General features: G+C 71.0%; 16 protein-coding genes. 5 read left to right on the top strand and 11 right to left on the bottom strand.

Going from position 1 to position 17,034, the window contains the following annotated elements; all coding sequences use genetic code 11:
• Nucleotides 1–2: 2 nt before the first annotated feature.
• From FH608_RS47520 to FH608_RS47505, 4 genes are read right to left on the bottom strand one after another with little or no spacing between them, the layout of a single operon-like run.
• The gene (locus tag FH608_RS47520) at nt 3–1,349 is read right to left on the bottom strand and encodes a GH1 family beta-glucosidase (protein WP_139637800.1); all 1,347 of its coding nucleotides are present in this window, start codon (nt 1,347–1,349) and stop codon (nt 3–5) included.
• Nucleotides 1,346–2,173, bottom strand: a complete 828-nt coding sequence (locus FH608_RS47515; RefSeq protein WP_193319041.1) for a carbohydrate ABC transporter permease — start codon at nt 2,171–2,173, stop codon at nt 1,346–1,348. Before FH608_RS47515 ends, FH608_RS47520 begins: the two co-directional genes overlap by 4 nt.
• Entirely contained in the window at nt 2,170–3,102 is a 933-nt protein-coding gene (locus FH608_RS47510) for a carbohydrate ABC transporter permease (protein ID WP_226900526.1), read from the bottom strand. The genes FH608_RS47515 and FH608_RS47510 overlap by 4 nt, the downstream gene beginning before the upstream one ends.
• A 1-nt stretch (nt 3,103) precedes the next feature.
• Nucleotides 3,104–4,495, bottom strand: coding sequence for an ABC transporter substrate-binding protein (locus FH608_RS47505; RefSeq protein WP_139637799.1), 1,392 nt, complete (start codon nt 4,493–4,495; stop codon nt 3,104–3,106).
• 361 nt (nt 4,496–4,856) lie between these two features.
• On the opposite strand from FH608_RS47505, the gene FH608_RS47500 reads away from it, so the two are divergent.
• The gene (locus FH608_RS47500) at nt 4,857–5,459 is read left to right on the top strand and encodes a superoxide dismutase (RefSeq protein WP_139637798.1); all 603 of its coding nucleotides are present in this window, start codon (nt 4,857–4,859) and stop codon (nt 5,457–5,459) included.
• Nucleotides 5,460–5,473: 14 nt separating this feature from the next.
• Here FH608_RS47500 and FH608_RS52245 read toward each other — a convergent pair whose 3' ends face one another.
• A complete protein-coding gene (locus FH608_RS52245; RefSeq protein WP_193319040.1) occupies nt 5,474–5,623 on the bottom strand; it encodes a hypothetical protein in 150 nt (49 codons plus the stop codon).
• Nucleotides 5,624–5,910: 287 nt separating this feature from the next.
• On the opposite strand from FH608_RS52245, the gene FH608_RS54275 reads away from it, so the two are divergent.
• Both FH608_RS54275 and FH608_RS47490 read left to right on the top strand, forming a co-directional pair.
• Nucleotides 5,911–6,912: an iron chelate uptake ABC transporter family permease subunit gene (locus FH608_RS54275; RefSeq protein WP_317135624.1), complete on the top strand. Its 1,002-nt coding sequence runs from the start codon at nt 5,911–5,913 to the stop codon at nt 6,910–6,912.
• Entirely contained in the window at nt 6,909–7,646 is a 738-nt protein-coding gene (locus tag FH608_RS47490) for an ABC transporter ATP-binding protein (protein WP_139637797.1), read from the top strand. The genes FH608_RS54275 and FH608_RS47490 overlap by 4 nt, the downstream gene beginning before the upstream one ends.
• A gap of 101 nt (nt 7,647–7,747) precedes the next feature.
• Here FH608_RS47490 and FH608_RS47485 read toward each other — a convergent pair whose 3' ends face one another.
• From FH608_RS47485 to FH608_RS47475, 3 genes are all read right to left on the bottom strand, one after another.
• Nucleotides 7,748–9,367 carry a solute symporter family protein gene (locus tag FH608_RS47485; RefSeq protein WP_139637818.1) on the bottom strand — a complete coding sequence of 540 codons (1,620 nt, stop codon included), beginning with the start codon at nt 9,365–9,367 and terminating at the stop codon, nt 7,748–7,750.
• 17 nt (nt 9,368–9,384) lie between these two features.
• The gene (locus FH608_RS47480; RefSeq protein WP_139637796.1) at nt 9,385–9,714 is read right to left on the bottom strand and encodes a DUF485 domain-containing protein; all 330 of its coding nucleotides are present in this window, start codon (nt 9,712–9,714) and stop codon (nt 9,385–9,387) included.
• Nucleotides 9,715–9,922: 208 nt separating this feature from the next.
• Nucleotides 9,923–11,080, bottom strand: coding sequence for a trans-sulfuration enzyme family protein (locus FH608_RS47475; protein ID WP_139637795.1), 1,158 nt, complete (start codon nt 11,078–11,080; stop codon nt 9,923–9,925).
• A gap of 11 nt (nt 11,081–11,091) precedes the next feature.
• On the opposite strand from FH608_RS47475, the gene FH608_RS47470 reads away from it, so the two are divergent.
• Both FH608_RS47470 and FH608_RS47465 read left to right on the top strand, forming a co-directional pair.
• Nucleotides 11,092–12,120: a LacI family DNA-binding transcriptional regulator gene (locus FH608_RS47470; RefSeq protein ID WP_139637794.1), complete on the top strand. Its 1,029-nt coding sequence runs from the start codon at nt 11,092–11,094 to the stop codon at nt 12,118–12,120.
• Between the two features lie 77 nt (nt 12,121–12,197).
• A complete protein-coding gene (locus FH608_RS47465; protein WP_139637793.1) occupies nt 12,198–14,381 on the top strand; it encodes a helicase-associated domain-containing protein in 2,184 nt (727 codons plus the stop codon).
• 18 nt (nt 14,382–14,399) lie between these two features.
• On the opposite strand, the gene FH608_RS47460 is transcribed toward FH608_RS47465, so the two are convergent.
• Genes FH608_RS47460 through FH608_RS47450 form a run of 3 tightly spaced genes read right to left on the bottom strand, consistent with a single transcriptional unit; the run spans nt 14,400 to nt 17,007 of the window.
• Complete coding sequence (locus tag FH608_RS47460) at nt 14,400–15,884, bottom strand: sodium/solute symporter (protein ID WP_226900525.1); 1,485 nt, start codon at nt 15,882–15,884, stop codon at nt 14,400–14,402.
• Nucleotides 15,881–16,261 (bottom strand): hypothetical protein, encoded by a 381-nt coding sequence (locus tag FH608_RS47455; RefSeq protein WP_139637792.1) that lies wholly within the window; start codon nt 16,259–16,261, stop codon nt 15,881–15,883. Before FH608_RS47455 ends, FH608_RS47460 begins: the two co-directional genes overlap by 4 nt.
• Nucleotides 16,258–17,007, bottom strand: a complete 750-nt coding sequence (locus FH608_RS47450; protein ID WP_139637791.1) for a LytR/AlgR family response regulator transcription factor — start codon at nt 17,005–17,007, stop codon at nt 16,258–16,260. Before FH608_RS47450 ends, FH608_RS47455 begins: the two co-directional genes overlap by 4 nt.
• Between the last annotated feature and the right edge of the window lie 27 nt (nt 17,008–17,034).

The following is a 17,034-nucleotide window of genomic DNA, read 5'->3' as shown; positions in this document are numbered from 1 at the left end:
GTCTAGCCGAATGCCTCGATCCGGGGCAGGGCGGGGGCCGTGCCGCCCCCGGCGATGAGCCGGGCGTAGTAGCGCCCGGAGTCCTTGATCGTGCGAACGCCGGTCGCGTAGTCCACGTGGACGAGCCCGAACCTGGGCCGGTAGCCCAGCGCCCACTCGAAGTTGTCCATGAGCGACCAGTGCAGGTAGCCGCGCACGTCGGCGCCCGCGTCGACGGCCTCGCCGACGGCGGCGACGTGGTCGCGCAGGTAGGCGATCCTGCGGGTGTCGTGGACGCGGCCGTCGTGGGTGGGGGCGTCGCCGAAGACGCCGCCGTTCTCGGTGATCATCAGCGGCGTGCCGGGGAAGCGCCGGCTCAGGCCGATGAGCAGGTCGCGCAGCGCGCCGGGGTTGATCTCCCAGCCCTCGTCGGTCCTCGCCACGTCGCCGCTCGGGCCGACCACCCGCCAGGGGAACGGGTCGGCGGGGGCGGCGGCCATGACGCGGCGGGTGTAGTAGTTGATGCCGAGGAAGTCGCTGCGCCCGCCGATGGCGGCCTCGTCGCCGTCCAGCACGAAGGCGAGGTCGTGGCCGAGCGCGCGTTCCCAGTGCTCGCGCGTGTCGGCGGGGTAGCCGTCGCCGAGCAGCGGGTCGAGGTACCAGCGGTTGACGTAGCCGTCGGAGCCGGCCGCGGCGGCCCAGTCGGCCTCGCTGCCGGTCGCCGGGTCACAGGGGAAGAGGCTGAGTGCCGCGCCGGCCATGACGCCGGCGTGCGCGTGCAGCACGTCGGCCGCCGCGCCGTGGCCGAGCAGCACGTGGTGGCCCGCCTTGACGGCGGTGCCCAGGTCGGCGACGCCGGGCGCGTGCAGGCCGAGCTGGTAGCCGAGCAGCGCGATGATCCACGGCTCGTTCTGGGTGATCCACCAGGTGACGCGGTCGGCCAGCCGTTCGGCCACGGCGCCGGCGTACGACGCGAAGGCGTGCGCCGTGGAGCGCTCGGCCCAGCTCATGCCGGCGGGCATGTCCCAGTGGTTGAGCGTCAGCACCGGCTCGACGCCCGCGTCGAGCAGCGCGTCCACGAAGCGCTCGTAGTGGTCGAGCGCCTTGGGGTCGGCGCGGGTGCCCTCGGGCATGACGCGCGACCAGCCGGTCGAGAAGCGGTAGGCGCCCAGCCCGAGCTCCCGGATCAGCTCGACGTCCTCGCGCCAGCGCAGAAAGGAGTCGCAGGCGCGGGAGGCGTCGCCGCCGCCCTCGACGGCGCCGGGCCGGCGGCAGAACTCGTCCCACACCGACTCGCCCCTGCCGTGGTGTCCCTCGATCTGGTACGCGGACGTGCCCGCGCCCCACAGGAACCCGTCGGGGAAGCTCATCCCTTGCTCCCCGTGGTCGCGATGCCCTTGATGAAGTGCTTCTGGCCGAGGAAGAACAGGATGATCATCGGGATCGTGGTGATCACGCTGGCCGTCATGACGATCTCCCAGTGCCACTCCCCGCCGAAACCGAACTGGTCGAGCAGCGCCTTGAGCCCGCGCGGCACGGTGAACGTGGAGGAGTCACGCAGGTAGATGAGCGGCCGCATGAGGTCCGTCCAGGCCGCCTGGAACTCGAACAGCAGCGTCACCACGACCGCGGGCTTGCACAGCGGCAGCGCGATCCTGGTGAAGATCTTCCAGTTGTTCGCCCCGTCGATCTTGGCCGCCTCGAACGGCTCGCGCGGCAGACCGAGGAAGAACTGACGCAGCAGGAAGATGTAGAAGGCGCTGCCGAACAGGTTCTGGGCCCACAGCGGGGTGAGCGTGCCGACCATGCCGAGCGAGTTCCAGATGAGGAAGACCGGGATCATGGTGACCGCCCCCGGCAGCATCATCGTGGCCAGCACGACGCCGAACAGCGCGCCCCTGCCGGGGAAGCGGAAGTAGGCGAACCCCCACGCCACCATCGCGCTGGTGATCGTGACGGCCACCGCCGCCAGCACCGTGACCAGCAGCGTGTTGAACATCCACAGCGCCAGCGGCGCCTCCTGCCACACCTTGACGTAGTTGTCGAGGATGAACGTCTCGGGGATCAGCCGGTGGTCGAACACCTCGCCGCGCGGCTTGAAGGAGGCGCTGAGCAGCCAGACGAACGGGTAGATGAAGGCGACGGTGAAGACGCCGAGCGCGGCCCATGTCAGGATCTTCCTGACCCGGCTCACGGCTGCCCCCCTTCGTAGTGGACAAACCGCCTGGTGACGAGCATCTGCACGCCGGTGATCGCCATGATCACGATGAACAGCAGCCAGGCCAGCGCGGAGGCGTAGCCCATGTGCAGGAACTCGAACGCCTGCTGGAACAGGTAGATCGCGTAGAACAGCGCGGCGTCGTTGCTGTAGGTGGTGTTCCCCGAGCCGAAGAACGCGGTGTACGCCTCGGTGAACGACTGCAGGGCGTTGATGCTGTCCACGATGAACAGGAAGAACAGCGTCGGGCTGATCAGCGGCACGGTGATGCGGAACGTGCGCCGCCACCAACCGGCCCCGTCCACCAGCGCGGAGTCGTACAGCTCCTGCGGGACGCCGCGCAGCGCGGCCAGGATGATGACGATCGAGGACCCGACGGTCCACAGGCTCATCAGCACCAGGCCCGGCTTGACCCAGGCGGGATCGGTGGTCCAGGCGGGCCCGTCGATGCCGAAGACCCCGAGGAAGGCGTTGATCAGGCCGTTCTGCCCGTTGAACAGCATCAGCAGCAGGATGCCGATCGCGACCGGCGGCGTCATCTTCGGCAGGAAGAACGCCGTGCGGAAGAAGCCGGTGGCCTTCGTGGCGCTGTTGAGCAGCAGCGCCAGGGCCAGCGACACGACGAGCTGGGTCGGGACGGACATCACGGTGAACAGGAAGGTGTTCCGCAGCGCCAGCCCGACCTTCGGGTCCTGGAACAGCTGCACGTAGTTGTCGAAGCCGACGAACGACGGGTCGTTGATGACGTCGTAGTCGGTCAGCGACAGGTACGCGCTGTTGATGACGGGCCACGCGGTGAAGATCAGGAACCCGATGATCCACGGGCTGATGAACAGCAGCGCCGCGCGGGTGTCGCGCCACCGCATGGACCGCCAGAAGGGCGCCTTGGAGTGGGTTGCGGGCATCTCAGTTCGTACGCTTCGTCCAGCCGGCCCATGCCTTGTCGAGAGCGGCCTGGGCATCCTCCTGCGCCTTGTCGAGCGCGGCATGCGGCTCGTCCTGGCCGTTGAGCACCCGGTTCACGGCGTCCTGCCAGGCCTTCTTGAACTCCGAGTCGGCCGGGTTGGCCGGCAGGCTGAAGGTGTGCTCGTTGGCCTCGTAGAACGCCTTCACGCCGGCGTCCCAGGTCGCGCCGCCCGAGGTGAGCATCTTCTCGATCTCCGCGTCGGCCTTGACGTTGCCGGTGAGCACGCCGGTGAACGGCTTGCCCTCCTCCTTGCGCTTGTCGAGGCGCGCCTGCGCGGCGGCCTTCCAGGAGTCGACCAGCGTCATGGTCTTGGCGAAGCGGCAGGCGGCCCCGGGGTTCTTCGCGCCCTTGGGGATCGCCCAGGAGGAGCCGGAGGAGTAGGCCAGCGGCTCGCCCTGCGGCGTGCGGAAGGTGTCGAAGACCAGGGGCGCCTTGGGCGAGACGTCGTTGAGCACGTTGACGTACCACTGCTCCATGGGCATGGCGCCCAGCTCGTTCTTGGCGAACTGGTTGCCCTTGCCGAAGAAGTCGGCGGAGTCGCGCACCGCCTTGACCTTGGCGAAGCCGCCCTGCTCGTCGTAGATGCCGACCGCGAACTCCAGCGCCTTGACCACCTGCGGGCTGTTGAGCTGGGCGGTCTTGCCGTCGGCCGACAGCAGGTCGGCGCCGTTGGCCTTGGCCCACAGCGGCAGGAACTCCGGCAGCTTGCTGTCGTAGCCGATCACCTTCAGCTTGCCGCCCGGCGCCTTCACGAGCTTCTTGGCGGCGGCCGTGACCTTGCTCCAGTCGGAGCCGTTGACATCCTCGATCGTCAGCCCGGCCTGCTTGAGCAGGTCGCCGTTGGCCATGATGATCTGGACCTGGTTGAACTCGGGGATGGCCCAGATCTCGTCGCCGAACGTCACCTGCGCGAGCGCGTTCTTGTTGTACATCGAGGTGTCGATCTGCTCGCCCTCGACGCACGCGGTCAACGGGATGATCGCGCCGCGCGAGGCGAACGTGCCGATCTGGTCGCGGTTGGCGTAGATGATGTCCGGCGGGTCACCGGCGGCCACCGAGGAGAGGAACTGCTGGATGTCGAGGTCGCCCTCGATCAACTTGACGTCCGCGCCGCCGAGGGCCTTCTTCGCCAGATCGACGCGGGTCGATCCGATCTCGTCCGTCGCGCCGAAGCCCATGACGGAAATGCTGCCCTGGAACGTGGCGCTGGGGTTGAACTGACCCGCCGAGGGGGTCGCCGTGGCGCCACCGCCGGTGCCCTTGGCACACGAGGTGAGCGCCAGTGCCAGCGACACCGACAGGACGGACCAGCGGACGAGTGGGGTTCTCATGGGGGTTTCGCCTCCACACTGATCAAGCGGGGCATCAGGCATGCTGATGACGGCCACGTGGCGCCAGGCCAGTGTGGCAACGTTCACACATCTGAGAACGTACCCATACCGCTGAAACCCCGTCAACCACTCATTTCACAGCGTTTCAGTGTCGTTAATATCGCGGGCCGGTGTGGGACGCGTCCGATTCATCCCAGATCGCCGTCCCACACGGCTTTTCCGCACCCCACGACTCCCTTCGCGTCGCTCTCCGGCGGTCCGCGAAGTGCTGGAGGGCGGGCCGCCCGAGACAGGCTCTAGTTGCATGGCTATGGTTGTTGCGACTGATTTGCAACTATGAGATTTCGAGGAGAGACCGCTCATGGGTGAGTACACCCTCCCGGACATGCCGTACGACTACGCGGCGCTGGAGCCGGCGATCACCGGCGAGATCCTGGAGCTGCACCACGCCAAGCACCACGCCGCCTACGTCAAGGGCGCCAACGACACCCTCGACAGGCTGGCCGAGGCGCGCGACAAGGGCGAGTTCGGCGGCCTCGTCGGGCTGGAGAAGACGTTCGCGTTCAACCTGTCCGGGCACGTCCTGCACACGATCTTCTGGCAGAACCTGTCCCCCGACGGCGGCGACCGCCCCGACGGCGACCTCGCCGCGGCCATCGACGAGCACTTCGGCTCCTTCGACGCCTTCAGTAAGCAGCTCACCACCGCCACCTCCACCGTGCAGGGCTCCGGCTGGGGTGTGCTGGCCTGGGAACCGCTCGGACGCCGCCTCGTGGTCGAGCAGGTCTACGACCACCACGGCAACGTCGGCATGAACACCACTCCCCTGCTCGTCTTCGACGCCTGGGAGCACGCCTACTACCTGCAGTACCGCAACGTCCGCCCGGACTACGTGGAGAAGCTCTGGGGCCTGGTCAACTGGAACGACGTCATCGCCCGCTTCGACGCCGCCCGCGGCGCCTGACCCCTGCCGGAGACTCACCGCACGCGCCGCGGCATGAACCGCCTGTCAGGGGTGCTCGTCCTGGTGGCGGCCCTGGCCTTGGCCGCCTGCTCGCCCGCGCCCGTCCCCGCTCCCGCCGCCCAGGAGGCCGCGCCGTCCGCGCACCGGGCCGGCTTCCCGGTCACGGTGGAGAACTGCGGGCGCGAGCTCACCTTCGACGAGCCGCCCGCCAAGGTGGTGACGGGCTACCACCCGTCCCTGGAGACCCTGCTGGCCCTCGGCCTGGGCGACGGATCGCCGGGCGCACGAACTTCTCGGAGAGCCCGTTCCTGCCGGGCCAGGAGGAGCAGTACGCCAAGATCCCCTCCGACACGATCATGCTGCCGCAGAAGGAGGTCATGCTCGCCCAGGGCGCGGACGTCGTCCTCGACAACGCGATGGCGAGCTTCGACGCCGCCGGCGGTACGCCACCGTGGAGGAACTGGACGCGGCCGGCAGCCCGGTCTACATCCTGGGCGGCTGGTGCAGCCCCGAGGAGGTGCTGGAGTTCACCATCGAGGACACCTTCACCGACCTGGGCAACCTCGGCAAGATCTTCGGCGTCCCCGACCGCGCCGAGCGGCTGATCACCGAGTTGCGGGGCCGGCTGGCCGACGTGAAGCAGCGCGTCGAGGGCCGTACCCCGGTCGGGGCGCTGGCCGCCGACGGCGGCAAGGGGCCGGTCAGCGCCGCCCGGCCCGAGGCGGTGCTGATCAGCGACTACGCCACCCTGCGCGGCGAGGACATGCCGAGCTCGAAGGCCAAGGCCGCCGATGCCTTCGCCATCGCCAGGAACAGCCCGGCGGCCGAGCGGGAGCGCTACCTCGCCCTCCCCGTGGCGGCGCAGCACCCCGGCTACCGCAACATCCTGGCGATCACGACATCGCCCGGTTCCTGCACTCGGACGCCTTCGCCCGGTGACCAGCACGACCGAGAGGAGCCCGGCGTGGTGCCGCGCACCTGGACCCCGGTGCAGGAGCAGATCGTGTGGGAGTTCCGGCTGCCGAGGGCGCTGCTGGCGCTCCTCGTCGGGGCCGGGCTGTCAGTGGTCGGGGCGCTGCTGCAGGCACTGGTGCGCAACCCGCCGGCCGACCCGTTCCTGCTCGGGATCTCCTCCGGCGCCTCGTTCGGCGCGGTGCTCGTGCTGATCCTCGGCGCCTCGGCACTGGGCGGGCTGTCGCCGTCGGCCGCCGCCTTCGCCGGCCTGATCGTGCCGCATGCCGCACGCCTGCTCATCGGCGCCGACCACCGCCGCGTGCTGCCGGTCACCGCGCTGCTCGGGGCCGTGTTCCTCCAGCTCGTGGACGTGGCGGCGCGGACCGTGAACGCGCCGCGGGAGCTGGCGCTCAGCATCGTCACCGCGCTGTTCGGCGTGCCGTTCTTCCTGTGGCCGCTGCGCCGGCGCTCCGCCGACCGGGCGGTGAGCGTCACGTGAAGCTGGACCTGAGCGGCGTGTCCGTCGCGCTCGACGGCCACCCGATCGTGCGCGACGCCGGGCTGCGGGTGGACGACGGCGAGTTCGTGGCGCTGGTCGGGCCGAACGGCTGCGGCAAGTCCACCCTGCTCCGCACGGTCTACCGCGCCCTGCGGCCGTCCGCCGGCCTCATCGCCGTGGACGGCGACGACGTGCACCGCCTGCCCGCCCGGCAGGCCGCCCGGCGCACCGCCGTCGTCGCCCAGGAGACTCCGGCCGACCTGGACTTCACGGTGGCGGAGATCGTCCGCATGGGACGCACCCCGTACAAGGTGGACACTCGTGTGGACGAGGAGCTGTGCGCGCGGGCGCTGGAGCGCGCCGGGCTGGCCGGCGCCGCCGGACGGATCTTCGCCACGCTGTCCGGCGGCGAGAAGCAGCGCGTGCTGCTCGCCCGCGCGCTCGCCCAGCAGACCCGCCTGCTCCTGCTGGACGAGCCCACCTCCCACCTGGACGTCCGCCACCGGCTGGAGCTGCTGCACCTGGTCCGCGAGCTCGGCATCGCCACCCTGGCCGTGCTGCACGACCTCAACCAGGCCGCCGCCTTCTGCGACCGCCTCTACGTCATGGACGCCGGCCGGATCGTGGCCGGCGGCCCGCCCGAGCAGGTGCTCACCCCCGGCCTGATCCGCCAGGTGTACGGCGCGCGCGCCGTCCGGCGCACCCAGCTCGCCTTCGAGCAGATCGAGGAGTGATCGCCGTCCGAGCGTGAAAGGGCCCGGCCTCGCGACGGGAGGCCGGGCCCTGGGGGCAGGCGCCCGAGTGGGCAGGTGAGGCGCCTTTCAGGTCGCGGACGTCAGTGCTGGCTCGCCTTCTCGGCGCCGACGCCGGTGAGGGAGCGCACCTCGATCTCGGCGTACTTGGCCGCGTTGAACTCCTTGCTGAGGATCGTCCCGAGCCAGCCGCACAGGAAGCCGAGCGGGATCGAGACGATGCCCGGGTTGCTCAGCGGGAACCAGTGGAAGTCCACGCCGTGGATCAGCGCCGTCACCGCGACGCCCGCCGGGGGCGGCGGGGCGGACACGACGGGCGAGAAGATCACCAGGATCAGGGCCGAGCCCAGGCCGCCGTAGATGGCCGAGACCGCGCCGACCGTGTTGAACCGCTTCCAGAACAGGCTGTACAGGATGGCCGGCAGGTTGCCGGAGGCGGCGACGGCGAAGGCCAGGGAGACCAGGAAGGCGACGTTCCACCCCTGGGCCAGGATGCCCAGCCCGATCGCGATGGCGCCGATGATCAGGGCGGACACGCGGGCCACCACGACCTCCTGCCGCTCGCTGGCCTTGCCGCGCTTGAAGACGTGCGCGTACAGGTCGTGCGAGAAGCTGGAGGAGGAGGCCAGCGTGAGGCCGGCGACCACGGCCAGGATCGTGGCGAAGGCCACGGCTCCGATCAGGGCCAGCAGGATCATGCCGCCCGCGGAGCCGAAGATCTCCTCACCGATCCGCTGGGCCAGCATCGGGGCGGCCGTGTTGCCCGCCTTGTCGCCCGCCATGATCGCCTCCCTGCCGACCAGGGCCGCCGCGCCGAAGCCGAGGACCAGGGTGACCAGGTAGAACACACCGATGATGCCGATGCCCCACATGACGGACTTGCGAGCGTCCTTGGCGGTGGGAACGGTGTAGAAGCGGATGAGGATGTGCGGCAGGCCCGCGGTGCCGAGGACGAGCGCGAGGCCCAGGCTGATGAGGTCGATCTTGCCGATCAGCCCCTGGGCGTCGGTGCCGTACTTCAGCCCCGGGATGAGGAAGCTGTCGGGGTTGGCCTTGGGACCGCTGGTGGCGGCGGCCTGGGTGAGCAGGGACGACAGGTTGAAGCCGAACTTGCCGAGCACCAGCACCGTCACGAGCGCCGCGCCGCCCATCAGCAGCACGGCCTTGACGATCTGCACCCAGGTGGTGCCCTTCATGCCGCCGAAGACCACGTACACGATCATGAGCGCGCCGACGCCGACGATCGTCCACGCCTTGCCCGCCTCGCCGGTGATGCCGAGCAGCAGGCCGACCAGCGCGCCCGCGCCGACCATCTGGGCCAGCAGGTAGAAGATGCTGACCACGATCGTGGACACGCCGGCCGCCGTGCGCACGGGCCGCGGGCTCATCCGGAACGCCAGCACGTCGGCCATGGTGAACTTGCCGGAGTTCCGCATCAACTCGGCCACCAGCAGCAGCGCGACCAGCCAGGCCACCAGGAAGCCGATGGAGTAGAGGAACCCGTCGTAACCGGACAGCGCGATGATGCCCGCGATGCCGAGGAAGGAGGCGGCCGACATGTAGTCGCCGCCGATGGCCAGGCCGTTCTGCACGCCGCTGAAGGACCTGCCGCCCGCGTAGTAGTCGGCGGCCGTCTTGGTCTGGCGGCTCGCCCAGAACGTGATCGCCAGTGTCGCGGCGACGAAGACGAGGAAGAGGGTCATCCCCAGGGCCGTGGAGCTCACTTGGACTTCTCCTCAACCTCGTGACGGAGCTTGTCGGCGATCGGGTCGAGCTTCCTCTCGGCGTGCCTGGAGTACGCCCACGCGATGAGGAACGTGGAGACGAACTGCAGCAGGCCGAAGACGAGACCGACGTTGATCTCACCGACGATCTTGATGCCCATGAAGCCGCGCGCCCATCCGGACAGCACCACGTAGAGCAGGTACCACACGAGGAACGCCACGGTCATGGGGAACGTCCAGGCGCGGAATCGCCGTTTCAGGTCCTGGAATTCACTGCTCTCCTGCACTTGTTCATAGACCGACGCGTCATGTTCTTGTGTCGTCACGAGACCTCCACTGTGATGCGGATCACGCCCAACGTAAGAGCGCAACCTATCTGCCGTGGAGGCCCGTGATGGGGTTGTTCGGCGAGTCGCAGAGGTACGGCGATGAATTAGGGATGGTCTGCGGTGAAAGGTACGTTCAGCGCGACGAACGGTCCGGATAATCGCCGTCTGCAGGCCGGACGTCGCAGCGACAGCGCTGTCAGAAACGTCAGGTGAGCGACCCCTCCAGCGCCGCGCCGAGATCCTTGATCAAGGTGTCCGCCGGCTCCAGCCCGACCGACAGGCGGACGAGGCCGACGGGGATGCCCATGGTGGCCCGTACGCTCTCTTCGGTGGACAGGGCGGGCGCGTTCACCAGACTCTCGAAACCCCCCCAAGAAACACCAATCCTGAAATGCCTCAATTTATCGAGAAAAGCACCGACCTCTTCGCGTGATTCCGTGTCGAGCACGAGGCTGAACAGGCTGGAGAACCCGGACATCTGCCGCAGCGCGACCGCGTGCCCCGGATGAGACGGCAGCCCCGGGTGGTTGACCGCCCGCACCGCCGGATGGCCGGCCAGGAATTCCGCCACCGCCAGCCCCCGCTCCTGGTGGGCCGCCATCCGTACCGGCAGCGTGCGCAGCCCCTTGATCACCTTGGCCGCGTCGTGCGGCGACATGGCCGCCCCGTACAGCTGGTACTCGGTCAGCGCGAGGGGCCTGATCAGCCTCGACGGGCCGACCACCACGCCGCCGACCAGGTCGCTGTGCCCGCCGATGTACTTCGACAGCGAGTGGACCACCAGGTCGACGCCCATGGTGAGCGGCTTCTGGAACAGCGGCGTGGACCAGGTGTTGTCCATGACCGTCACCAGCCCGCGCTCGCGCGCCCACCCGGTCACCTCCGCGATGTCGACCACGGCGTAGGCCATGTAGGAGGGCGACTCGAAGTAGAGTAGGCGGGTGCTCGCCCTGATTGCGCTGTCACATTCCGCGAGGTCGCCGACGTGCGTATGCGTGACGCCGAACTTCTCCAGGTAGCGCAGGAACTGCGTGGTGGGCCCGTAGACCGCGCCCAGCACCAGCACGTGGTCGCCGGCCGACACGAGCGACGAGATCGTCGCCGAGATGGCACCCATCCCGGAGCCGAAACACTTGGCCCGCTCTCCCCTCTCCAGCGCGGCGAGCTTACGCTGGGCGAGGTCGACCGTCGGGTTGGTGCCCCGCCAGTAGACGTAGCGCTCGTCCTCGTTCCTGATCGCCTCGCCGAGCTCCTCCGCGCTCGCGAAGGTGAACACCGAGTTCTCGAACACCGGCGGGTTGACCGCGCCCAGCGCCCACGACTCGTCCTCGCCCAACCGGCCACAGATCCATTCGTCATCCATGGGGGCAGAGTATGACAGCGCGGGATCTGGACGACCGGGCCGCCTCCAGGAGCGTGCGCAAGCCCACCATGGCCGACGTGGCGAAATACGCGGGCGTGAGCCTCAAGACGGTCTCCCGGGTCGTCAACCAGGAGCCGCACGTCCGCGCCCCGCTGCAGGAGCGGGTGCAGGCGGCGATCAGCGCGCTCGGCTACCGCCGCAACGAGGCCGCCGCCCGCCTGGCCAGGGGCGCCGCCATGCTGACGCTCGGGCTGGTGATGGAGAACATCTCCAACGAGTTCTACTCCCGCCTCGCCGCCGCCGTCGAGTCCGCGGCTGCCGGGCACGAGGCGCTGGTGGTGTTCGGCTCGTACGAGGAGAGCGCCGACAAGGAGCGCATGCTCATCGAGTCCATGTACGCCAGGGGCGTCGACTCCCTCATCGTCGTCCCGTCGGCGGCCGACCACGCCTGGCTGGCCGAGCACGCCTCGCTCACCGCGGTCTTCGTGGACCGCGTGCCGCCCGGGCTGGACTCGGCGGACGTGGTGCTGCTCGACGACGTGTGGGGCGGGCGGGCCGCGACCGAGCACCTGCTGGCCCACGGGCACCGCCGGATCGCCCTGATCTCGGACGACGGCGCGGTCAGCTCGGTGCGCGACCGCGCGGCCGGCTACCGCGCCGCCCTGCGCGCGGCCGGGGTGGCGGCCGACGAGGCGATGGTGGTGCGCGGCGTGTTCGATCCGTGGCGGGTCGCGTACGAGGTGGGCCGGCTCCTGGACCTGCCCGACCCGCCTACGGCCTTCTTCGCCACCAACAACCGCGCGGCGATCGGGATCCTGCAGGCGCTGCGCGAGCGGCCCGAGCGGCCGGCGTACGTGGGGTTCGACGACTTCGCGCTGGCGGACGTGTTCAGCCCGGGGGTGACGGTGGTGCGCTACGACGTGACCCGCCTGGCCCGCGGCGCGGTGGACCTGCTCCTGAACCCGGCGCCCGGGCCGCGCCGCGTGCGGGTCCCGGTGGAGCTGATCGCCCGCGGCTCCGGCGAGCTCCCGCCCCGCTGACCGCGCCACGCTTCCCCCTCCACGCGCCCGGCGGCCTTCCGGCACATGCGCGACGTCGCCGCCGTTAGGGTCGGATGGTGGCTTTCTCTCCCACCCTCGACCGCCTCCTCCGCGAGCACGGGCTCGAGCCGGCGGCCGCTCCGCCTGACCTCGTCGAGCGCCTGCCGGCCGCGCCCGAGTTCGCGGTGCCCGTGCTGCTGGGCCTCGACGCCGACTGCCACGCCGTCAGCCAGGCGCTGCAGCTTCTCGGCGGCACGGCGAGCCGCGCGGCGCTGGCCGAGCTGCTGCACGACCCCGGCGGGCGGCTCGGCGAGACGCTCGCCACCCTGACCGCGTGGGGGCTGGTCACACTCGACGGCGACGGCGACGAGAGCACGGTGACATCGCCGCACCCCGACGGCCTGTGGGCGCACCCGTTCGGGCTGGGCCGGCCGCTCGCCGACCTGACGGGCGAAGAACTGAAGACCCTCGTGAGAGGGCTGGGCGGCAAACCCAGGGGCCGTAGGGCGGAGGTGCTCACGCAGGCGGTGGAGCTCCTGTGCGACGGGGCCGCCGTGCGCGCGCGGGTCGCCAGGCTGCCGCGCCGGGCGGCGGCTCTGCTGGAGTCGATGGCGGGCGGGGAGCCGGTCTTCGAGCACGTCGTCTGGTACGGCGCCGGCGATGCGGACCATCCGATCGAGCGGCTGGCCGAGGCCGGGTTCGTGGTGCGGGACGGATGGGTGTACGAGCTGCCCAGGGAGGTCGCGCTGGCGCTGCGCGGCGAGGGCTGGAAGCCGGAGCTGACGGGCCAGCCCGACGTACCGCTCATCGACACCGCCACCGCCATGCCTGGTGACGCCCACGAGGCGGCCGGGGGCGGTGCAGTGGCGGATGGGATGCTTGCGGCGACGGCCGCCGCGGACCGGGCAGAGGCGCTGATCGAGCTGGCCGGCGCGCAGCCCATCTCCGAGCTCAAGGCGGGCGGCGTCGGCGCCCGTGAGCTCAAACGCACCGCCAAGGCCCTCGGCGTGACCGAGCAGGCGGCCGCGTTCTGGCTCGACGTGGCCCTCGGCGCCGACCTGATCGCCTCGGAGCTCGGCGAGCGGCTGGTCAGCACCACCCTGGCCGACGACTGGCTGGCCAAGCCTCCGGCGGGCCGGTGGCGGGCGCTGGTGGAGTCCTGGCTGGCCCTGCCGCAGGCGCCCACGTTCAGGGTGACGGGTTGCTGCCCGGAGCACATGACGCCGCAAGCGCCGCCGTACCCGTTCGAGTGCGGCGCGGGCGACATCCGGCAGGCCACGCTCCGGGTGCTCGCGACGCTGCCTCCGGGGCGGGCGTCGACCCCTGAAGGGCTGCGCCCGGCGGTGGACTGGCGCACCAGGGCGACCCGGGAGTTCGCGCACGCCGCCACCGGCTTCGTGGCCGCCGCCCTGCGCGAGGCCGAGCTGCTCGGCCTGGTCCTGGACGGCGCGCTGACCGGGTTGGGGCGCGCCTACCTCGACGGCGCCGACGTGGACGCGCGCTTCCCCACCCCGTCCGGCACGGTCACGCTGCAGAACGACCTGACCGCGATCGTGTCGGGGGTGCCCGCGCCCGAGCTGGCTGTCCTGCTGAACGGCTGCGCCGACCTGGAGTCGCGCGACCGGGCCAGTGTGTGGCGCTTCTCGGAGACGAGCGTGCGCCGGGCGCTGGACGCGGGGACGGCGGCCGAGAGCCTGCTCGCCGCCCTGGCCGGCGTCTCGGCCAAGGCCGTGCCACAGCCGCTGCGCTACCTCGTCACCGACGTCGCCCGCCGGCACGGCGCCGTCCGCGTCACCACCGCCGCCGCCGTGCTCACCGCGGACGACCCGGCACTCATCACCGAGCTGTGCGGTACCAGGGCCCTGCGCAAGCTGGCGCTGCGGCAGGTCGCGCCCACGGTCGCGCTCAGCGCGCTGCCGCCCGACGAGACGCTCCGGCTGCTGCGGCAGGCCGGTCACGCCCCGGTCGCCCTCGCCGAGGACGGCACCGTCAAGGCCGAGACGCCGCAGCGCCGCCGCCTGCCCGTGGAGCCCGCGCGGGCCCTCGACGCGTTCCTGACCGGTGCCGAGCCCGGCACGCCCGGCGAGGCCCTCGCCGTGGCGGCCGTCACCGGGCAGGCGATCGTCGTGGTCTGGCAGCGGCGCGAGCACTACATGGAGGACGTCGAGCTGGCCCGCGACACGGTGAGCGGCTACTGCCATGACTGCGACCGGGATCACGCCTTCCAGCGGGCCCGGATCAAGGAGGCGTACCTGCCCTGAAGCGCGGTTCAGGCCGGCTCAGTCGCGGGGGCGCCAGTCGCCGCGGTCGAGGTCGAGGTTCTCCGGGGCGTGCAGCCGCACCATGGTCCTGGCGACCCCCGGCGGCACCCGGTGCGGCGTCAGGAACGACACCGACACCATCACGGCGAACGCGATCGGCACGGTCCACGCCGCCGGCTGGGCGAGCAGGGCCCCGGCGGCCCCGTCGTGCGGGCCCGAGGTGATCGTGACGAGCACCGCCGCGCACGCCAGCCCGCCGCCGACCAGCAGCCCGGCCAGCGCGCCCGTGCTCGACAGGCGGCGCCACCAGATGCCGAGCACGAGCAGCGGGCAGAACGACGAGGCCGCCACCGCGAACGCCAGCCCCACCACGTCCGCCACCGGCAGCGCCCGCGCCCACACCGCCAGGGCCAGCGGCACCGCCACCGCCATGAGCGTGGCGATCCTGAACGCGCGCACCCCGCCCTTGAGCAGGTCCTGCGCGATCACGCCCGCCACCGACACGGTCAGCCCGGACGAGGTGGACAGGAACGCGGCGAACGCCCCGGCCGTCACGAGCGCCGTCAGCAGGTCGCCCAGCGTGCCGCCGACCATCCGCGCGGGCAGCGCCAGCACCACGGTGTCGGTGCGCACCAGGTCGGGCGCGTAGATCCGGCCGAGCCAGCCGTAGCAGGCGGGCAGCAGGTAGAAGGCGCCGAGCAGCGACAGCACGACGAGCGTCGTGCGGCGGGCGGCCCGGCCGTCCGGGTTGGTGTAGAAGCGCACCAGGACGTGCGGGAGCCCCATGGTGCCGAGGAACGTGGCCAGGATCAGCGAGTACGTCGAGTACAGCGCGTAGTCCTTGCCGCCCGACAGCGGCTCCTGCCAGATGGCCGCGTCCAGCGCGCCCAGCCCCGGCGTCCCGCCGGCGCGCCAGGCCATCAGCAGGAACACCAGCGGCACGCCCAGCGCCGTCAGCTTGATCCAGTACTGGAACGCCTGCACGAACGTGATCGACCGCATGCCGCCGGACAGCACGTTCACGGCCACGACGACCGCGACCAGCAGCCCGCCCACCCACACGGGCGCGCCGGTGATCGTGCGCAGCACCAGGCCGGCGCTCTGGAACTGCGGCATCAGGTAGAGCCAGCCGATCAGCACGACGAGCACGCTCGCGGTGCGGCGCACGGTCATCGACTCGAGCCTGGCCTCGGCGAAGTCGGGCAGCGTGTACGCCCCGGAGCGCCGCAGCGGCGCCGACACCAGCACCAGCAGCACGAGGTAGCCGCCGGTCCAGCCGACGGGCAGCCAGAGCATGTCCACGCCGAACGACAGGATCAGCCCCGCGATGCCCAGGAACGAGGCCGCCGACAGGTACTCGCCGCCGATGGCCGAGGCGTTCCAGAGCGGGCTGACCGTGCGGGAGGCGACGTAGAAGTCGGAGGTGGTGCGGGAGAACCTGATCCCGAACGCCCCGATGAGCACGGTCGCCACCATCACGACCAGCACCGCGGTCAGGCTCACCGGCGCTCGACCAGCTCGGCGAAGTGGCGCTCGTTGCGCTCGGCCTGCCGTACGTACAGCCAGGCGCCGAAGACGAACGCGGGGTAGATGAGCCCGCCGAGCACCGCCCACGGCAGCGGCACGCCGAGCAGGTCCACCGAGCGCAGCTTCGGGATGAGCAGGAACAGCAGCGGCAGCCCGCCGACCACGCACGCCAGCACCGAGCAGACGAACAGCGCCAGCCTGAACTGGGTGCGCAGGAACGAGCGCATGTAGACCTCGCCGAGCCGGGTCTGCTCGTCGATCTCCCGGGTGGCGGGGTAGCGGGGGCGGCGGGCGGCGGCCGTGCGCGGGCTCGTCACGGCCACCCTGCGCCCTGGGCGCGGCTCGGGGCTCATAGGGTCCTCGCCTTCCTGGCGCGGCGTACCAGCAGGTCGCGCAGTTCGCGGGTGTGGCGGCGGCTGACCGGCAGCTCGGTGTCGCCGACGCGCACCGTGCACTTGCCCGAGTCGATGTGCAGCTCCTCGATGTGCTTGACCGCGACCAGGTGGCTGCGGTGCACGCGGACGAAGCCGGCCGAGGACCACCGTTCCTCCAGGGTGGCCAGCGGGATCCGGACCAGGTGGCTGCCCGCCGCCGTGTGCAGCCGCGCGTAGTCGCCCTGCGCCTCGACGTACATCACGTCGGCGCTGGACACGAACCGCGTCACCCCGCCCAGCTCGACGGGGATCGTGTCGCTCTCCCCGCCGTCCACGGGCACGTCGGCGGAGACCGCGACCCGCCGGATGGCCTCCGCCAGCCGCTCCGGGCGTACGGGCTTGAGCAGGTAGTCCTCGGCCTTGATCTCGAAAGCGTCGACGGCGTGCTCCTCGTACGCCGTCACGAACACGACCCGGGGCGGGTTCGCGAACTGCGACAGCAGCCTCCCGAGCACCACCCCGTCCAGCCCGCGCATCCGGATGTCGAGGAACACCGCGTCGATCGGCCGCCCGTCGGCGATGGCCCGGTCGAGCAGCCGCAGCGCCGCAGCGCCGTCCCTCGCGGTGGCCACCTCGCCGATGCGGGGGTCGGCACGCAGCAGGTACGACAGGTCTTCGAGGGCTGGCAGCTCGTCATCGACCGCGAGGACCCGTAGTTGCGCCATAGACAGTGATAAAACAGACAACAAAGA

Source organism: Nonomuraea phyllanthi (assembly GCF_006334985.2).
GTDB lineage: Bacteria > Actinomycetota > Actinomycetes > Streptosporangiales > Streptosporangiaceae > Nonomuraea > Nonomuraea phyllanthi.
The sequence above is the reverse complement of the archived record's forward strand: the minus strand, read 5'-3'. Positions and strand labels throughout refer to the sequence as shown.

Coding starts and splice junctions, on each gene's coding strand:
- FH608_RS47520 (WP_139637800.1), bottom strand. CDS start 1,349: ATGAGCTTCCCCGACGGGTTCCTGTGGGGCGCGGGCACGTCCGCGTAC.
- FH608_RS47510 (WP_226900526.1), bottom strand. CDS start 3,102: ATGCCCGCAACCCACTCCAAGGCGCCCTTCTGGCGGTCCATGCGGTGG.
- FH608_RS47505 (WP_139637799.1), bottom strand. CDS start 4,495: ATGAGAACCCCACTCGTCCGCTGGTCCGTCCTGTCGGTGTCGCTGGCA.
- FH608_RS47500 (WP_139637798.1), top strand. CDS start 4,857: ATGGGTGAGTACACCCTCCCGGACATGCCGTACGACTACGCGGCGCTG.
- FH608_RS47485 (WP_139637818.1), bottom strand. CDS start 9,367: ATGACCCTCTTCCTCGTCTTCGTCGCCGCGACACTGGCGATCACGTTC.
- FH608_RS47475 (WP_139637795.1), bottom strand. CDS start 11,080: ATGGATGACGAATGGATCTGTGGCCGGTTGGGCGAGGACGAGTCGTGG.
- FH608_RS47470 (WP_139637794.1), top strand. CDS start 11,092: ATGACAGCGCGGGATCTGGACGACCGGGCCGCCTCCAGGAGCGTGCGC.
- FH608_RS47455 (WP_139637792.1), bottom strand. CDS start 16,261: ATGAGCCCCGAGCCGCGCCCAGGGCGCAGGGTGGCCGTGACGAGCCCG.
- FH608_RS47450 (WP_139637791.1), bottom strand. CDS start 17,007: ATGGCGCAACTACGGGTCCTCGCGGTCGATGACGAGCTGCCAGCCCTC.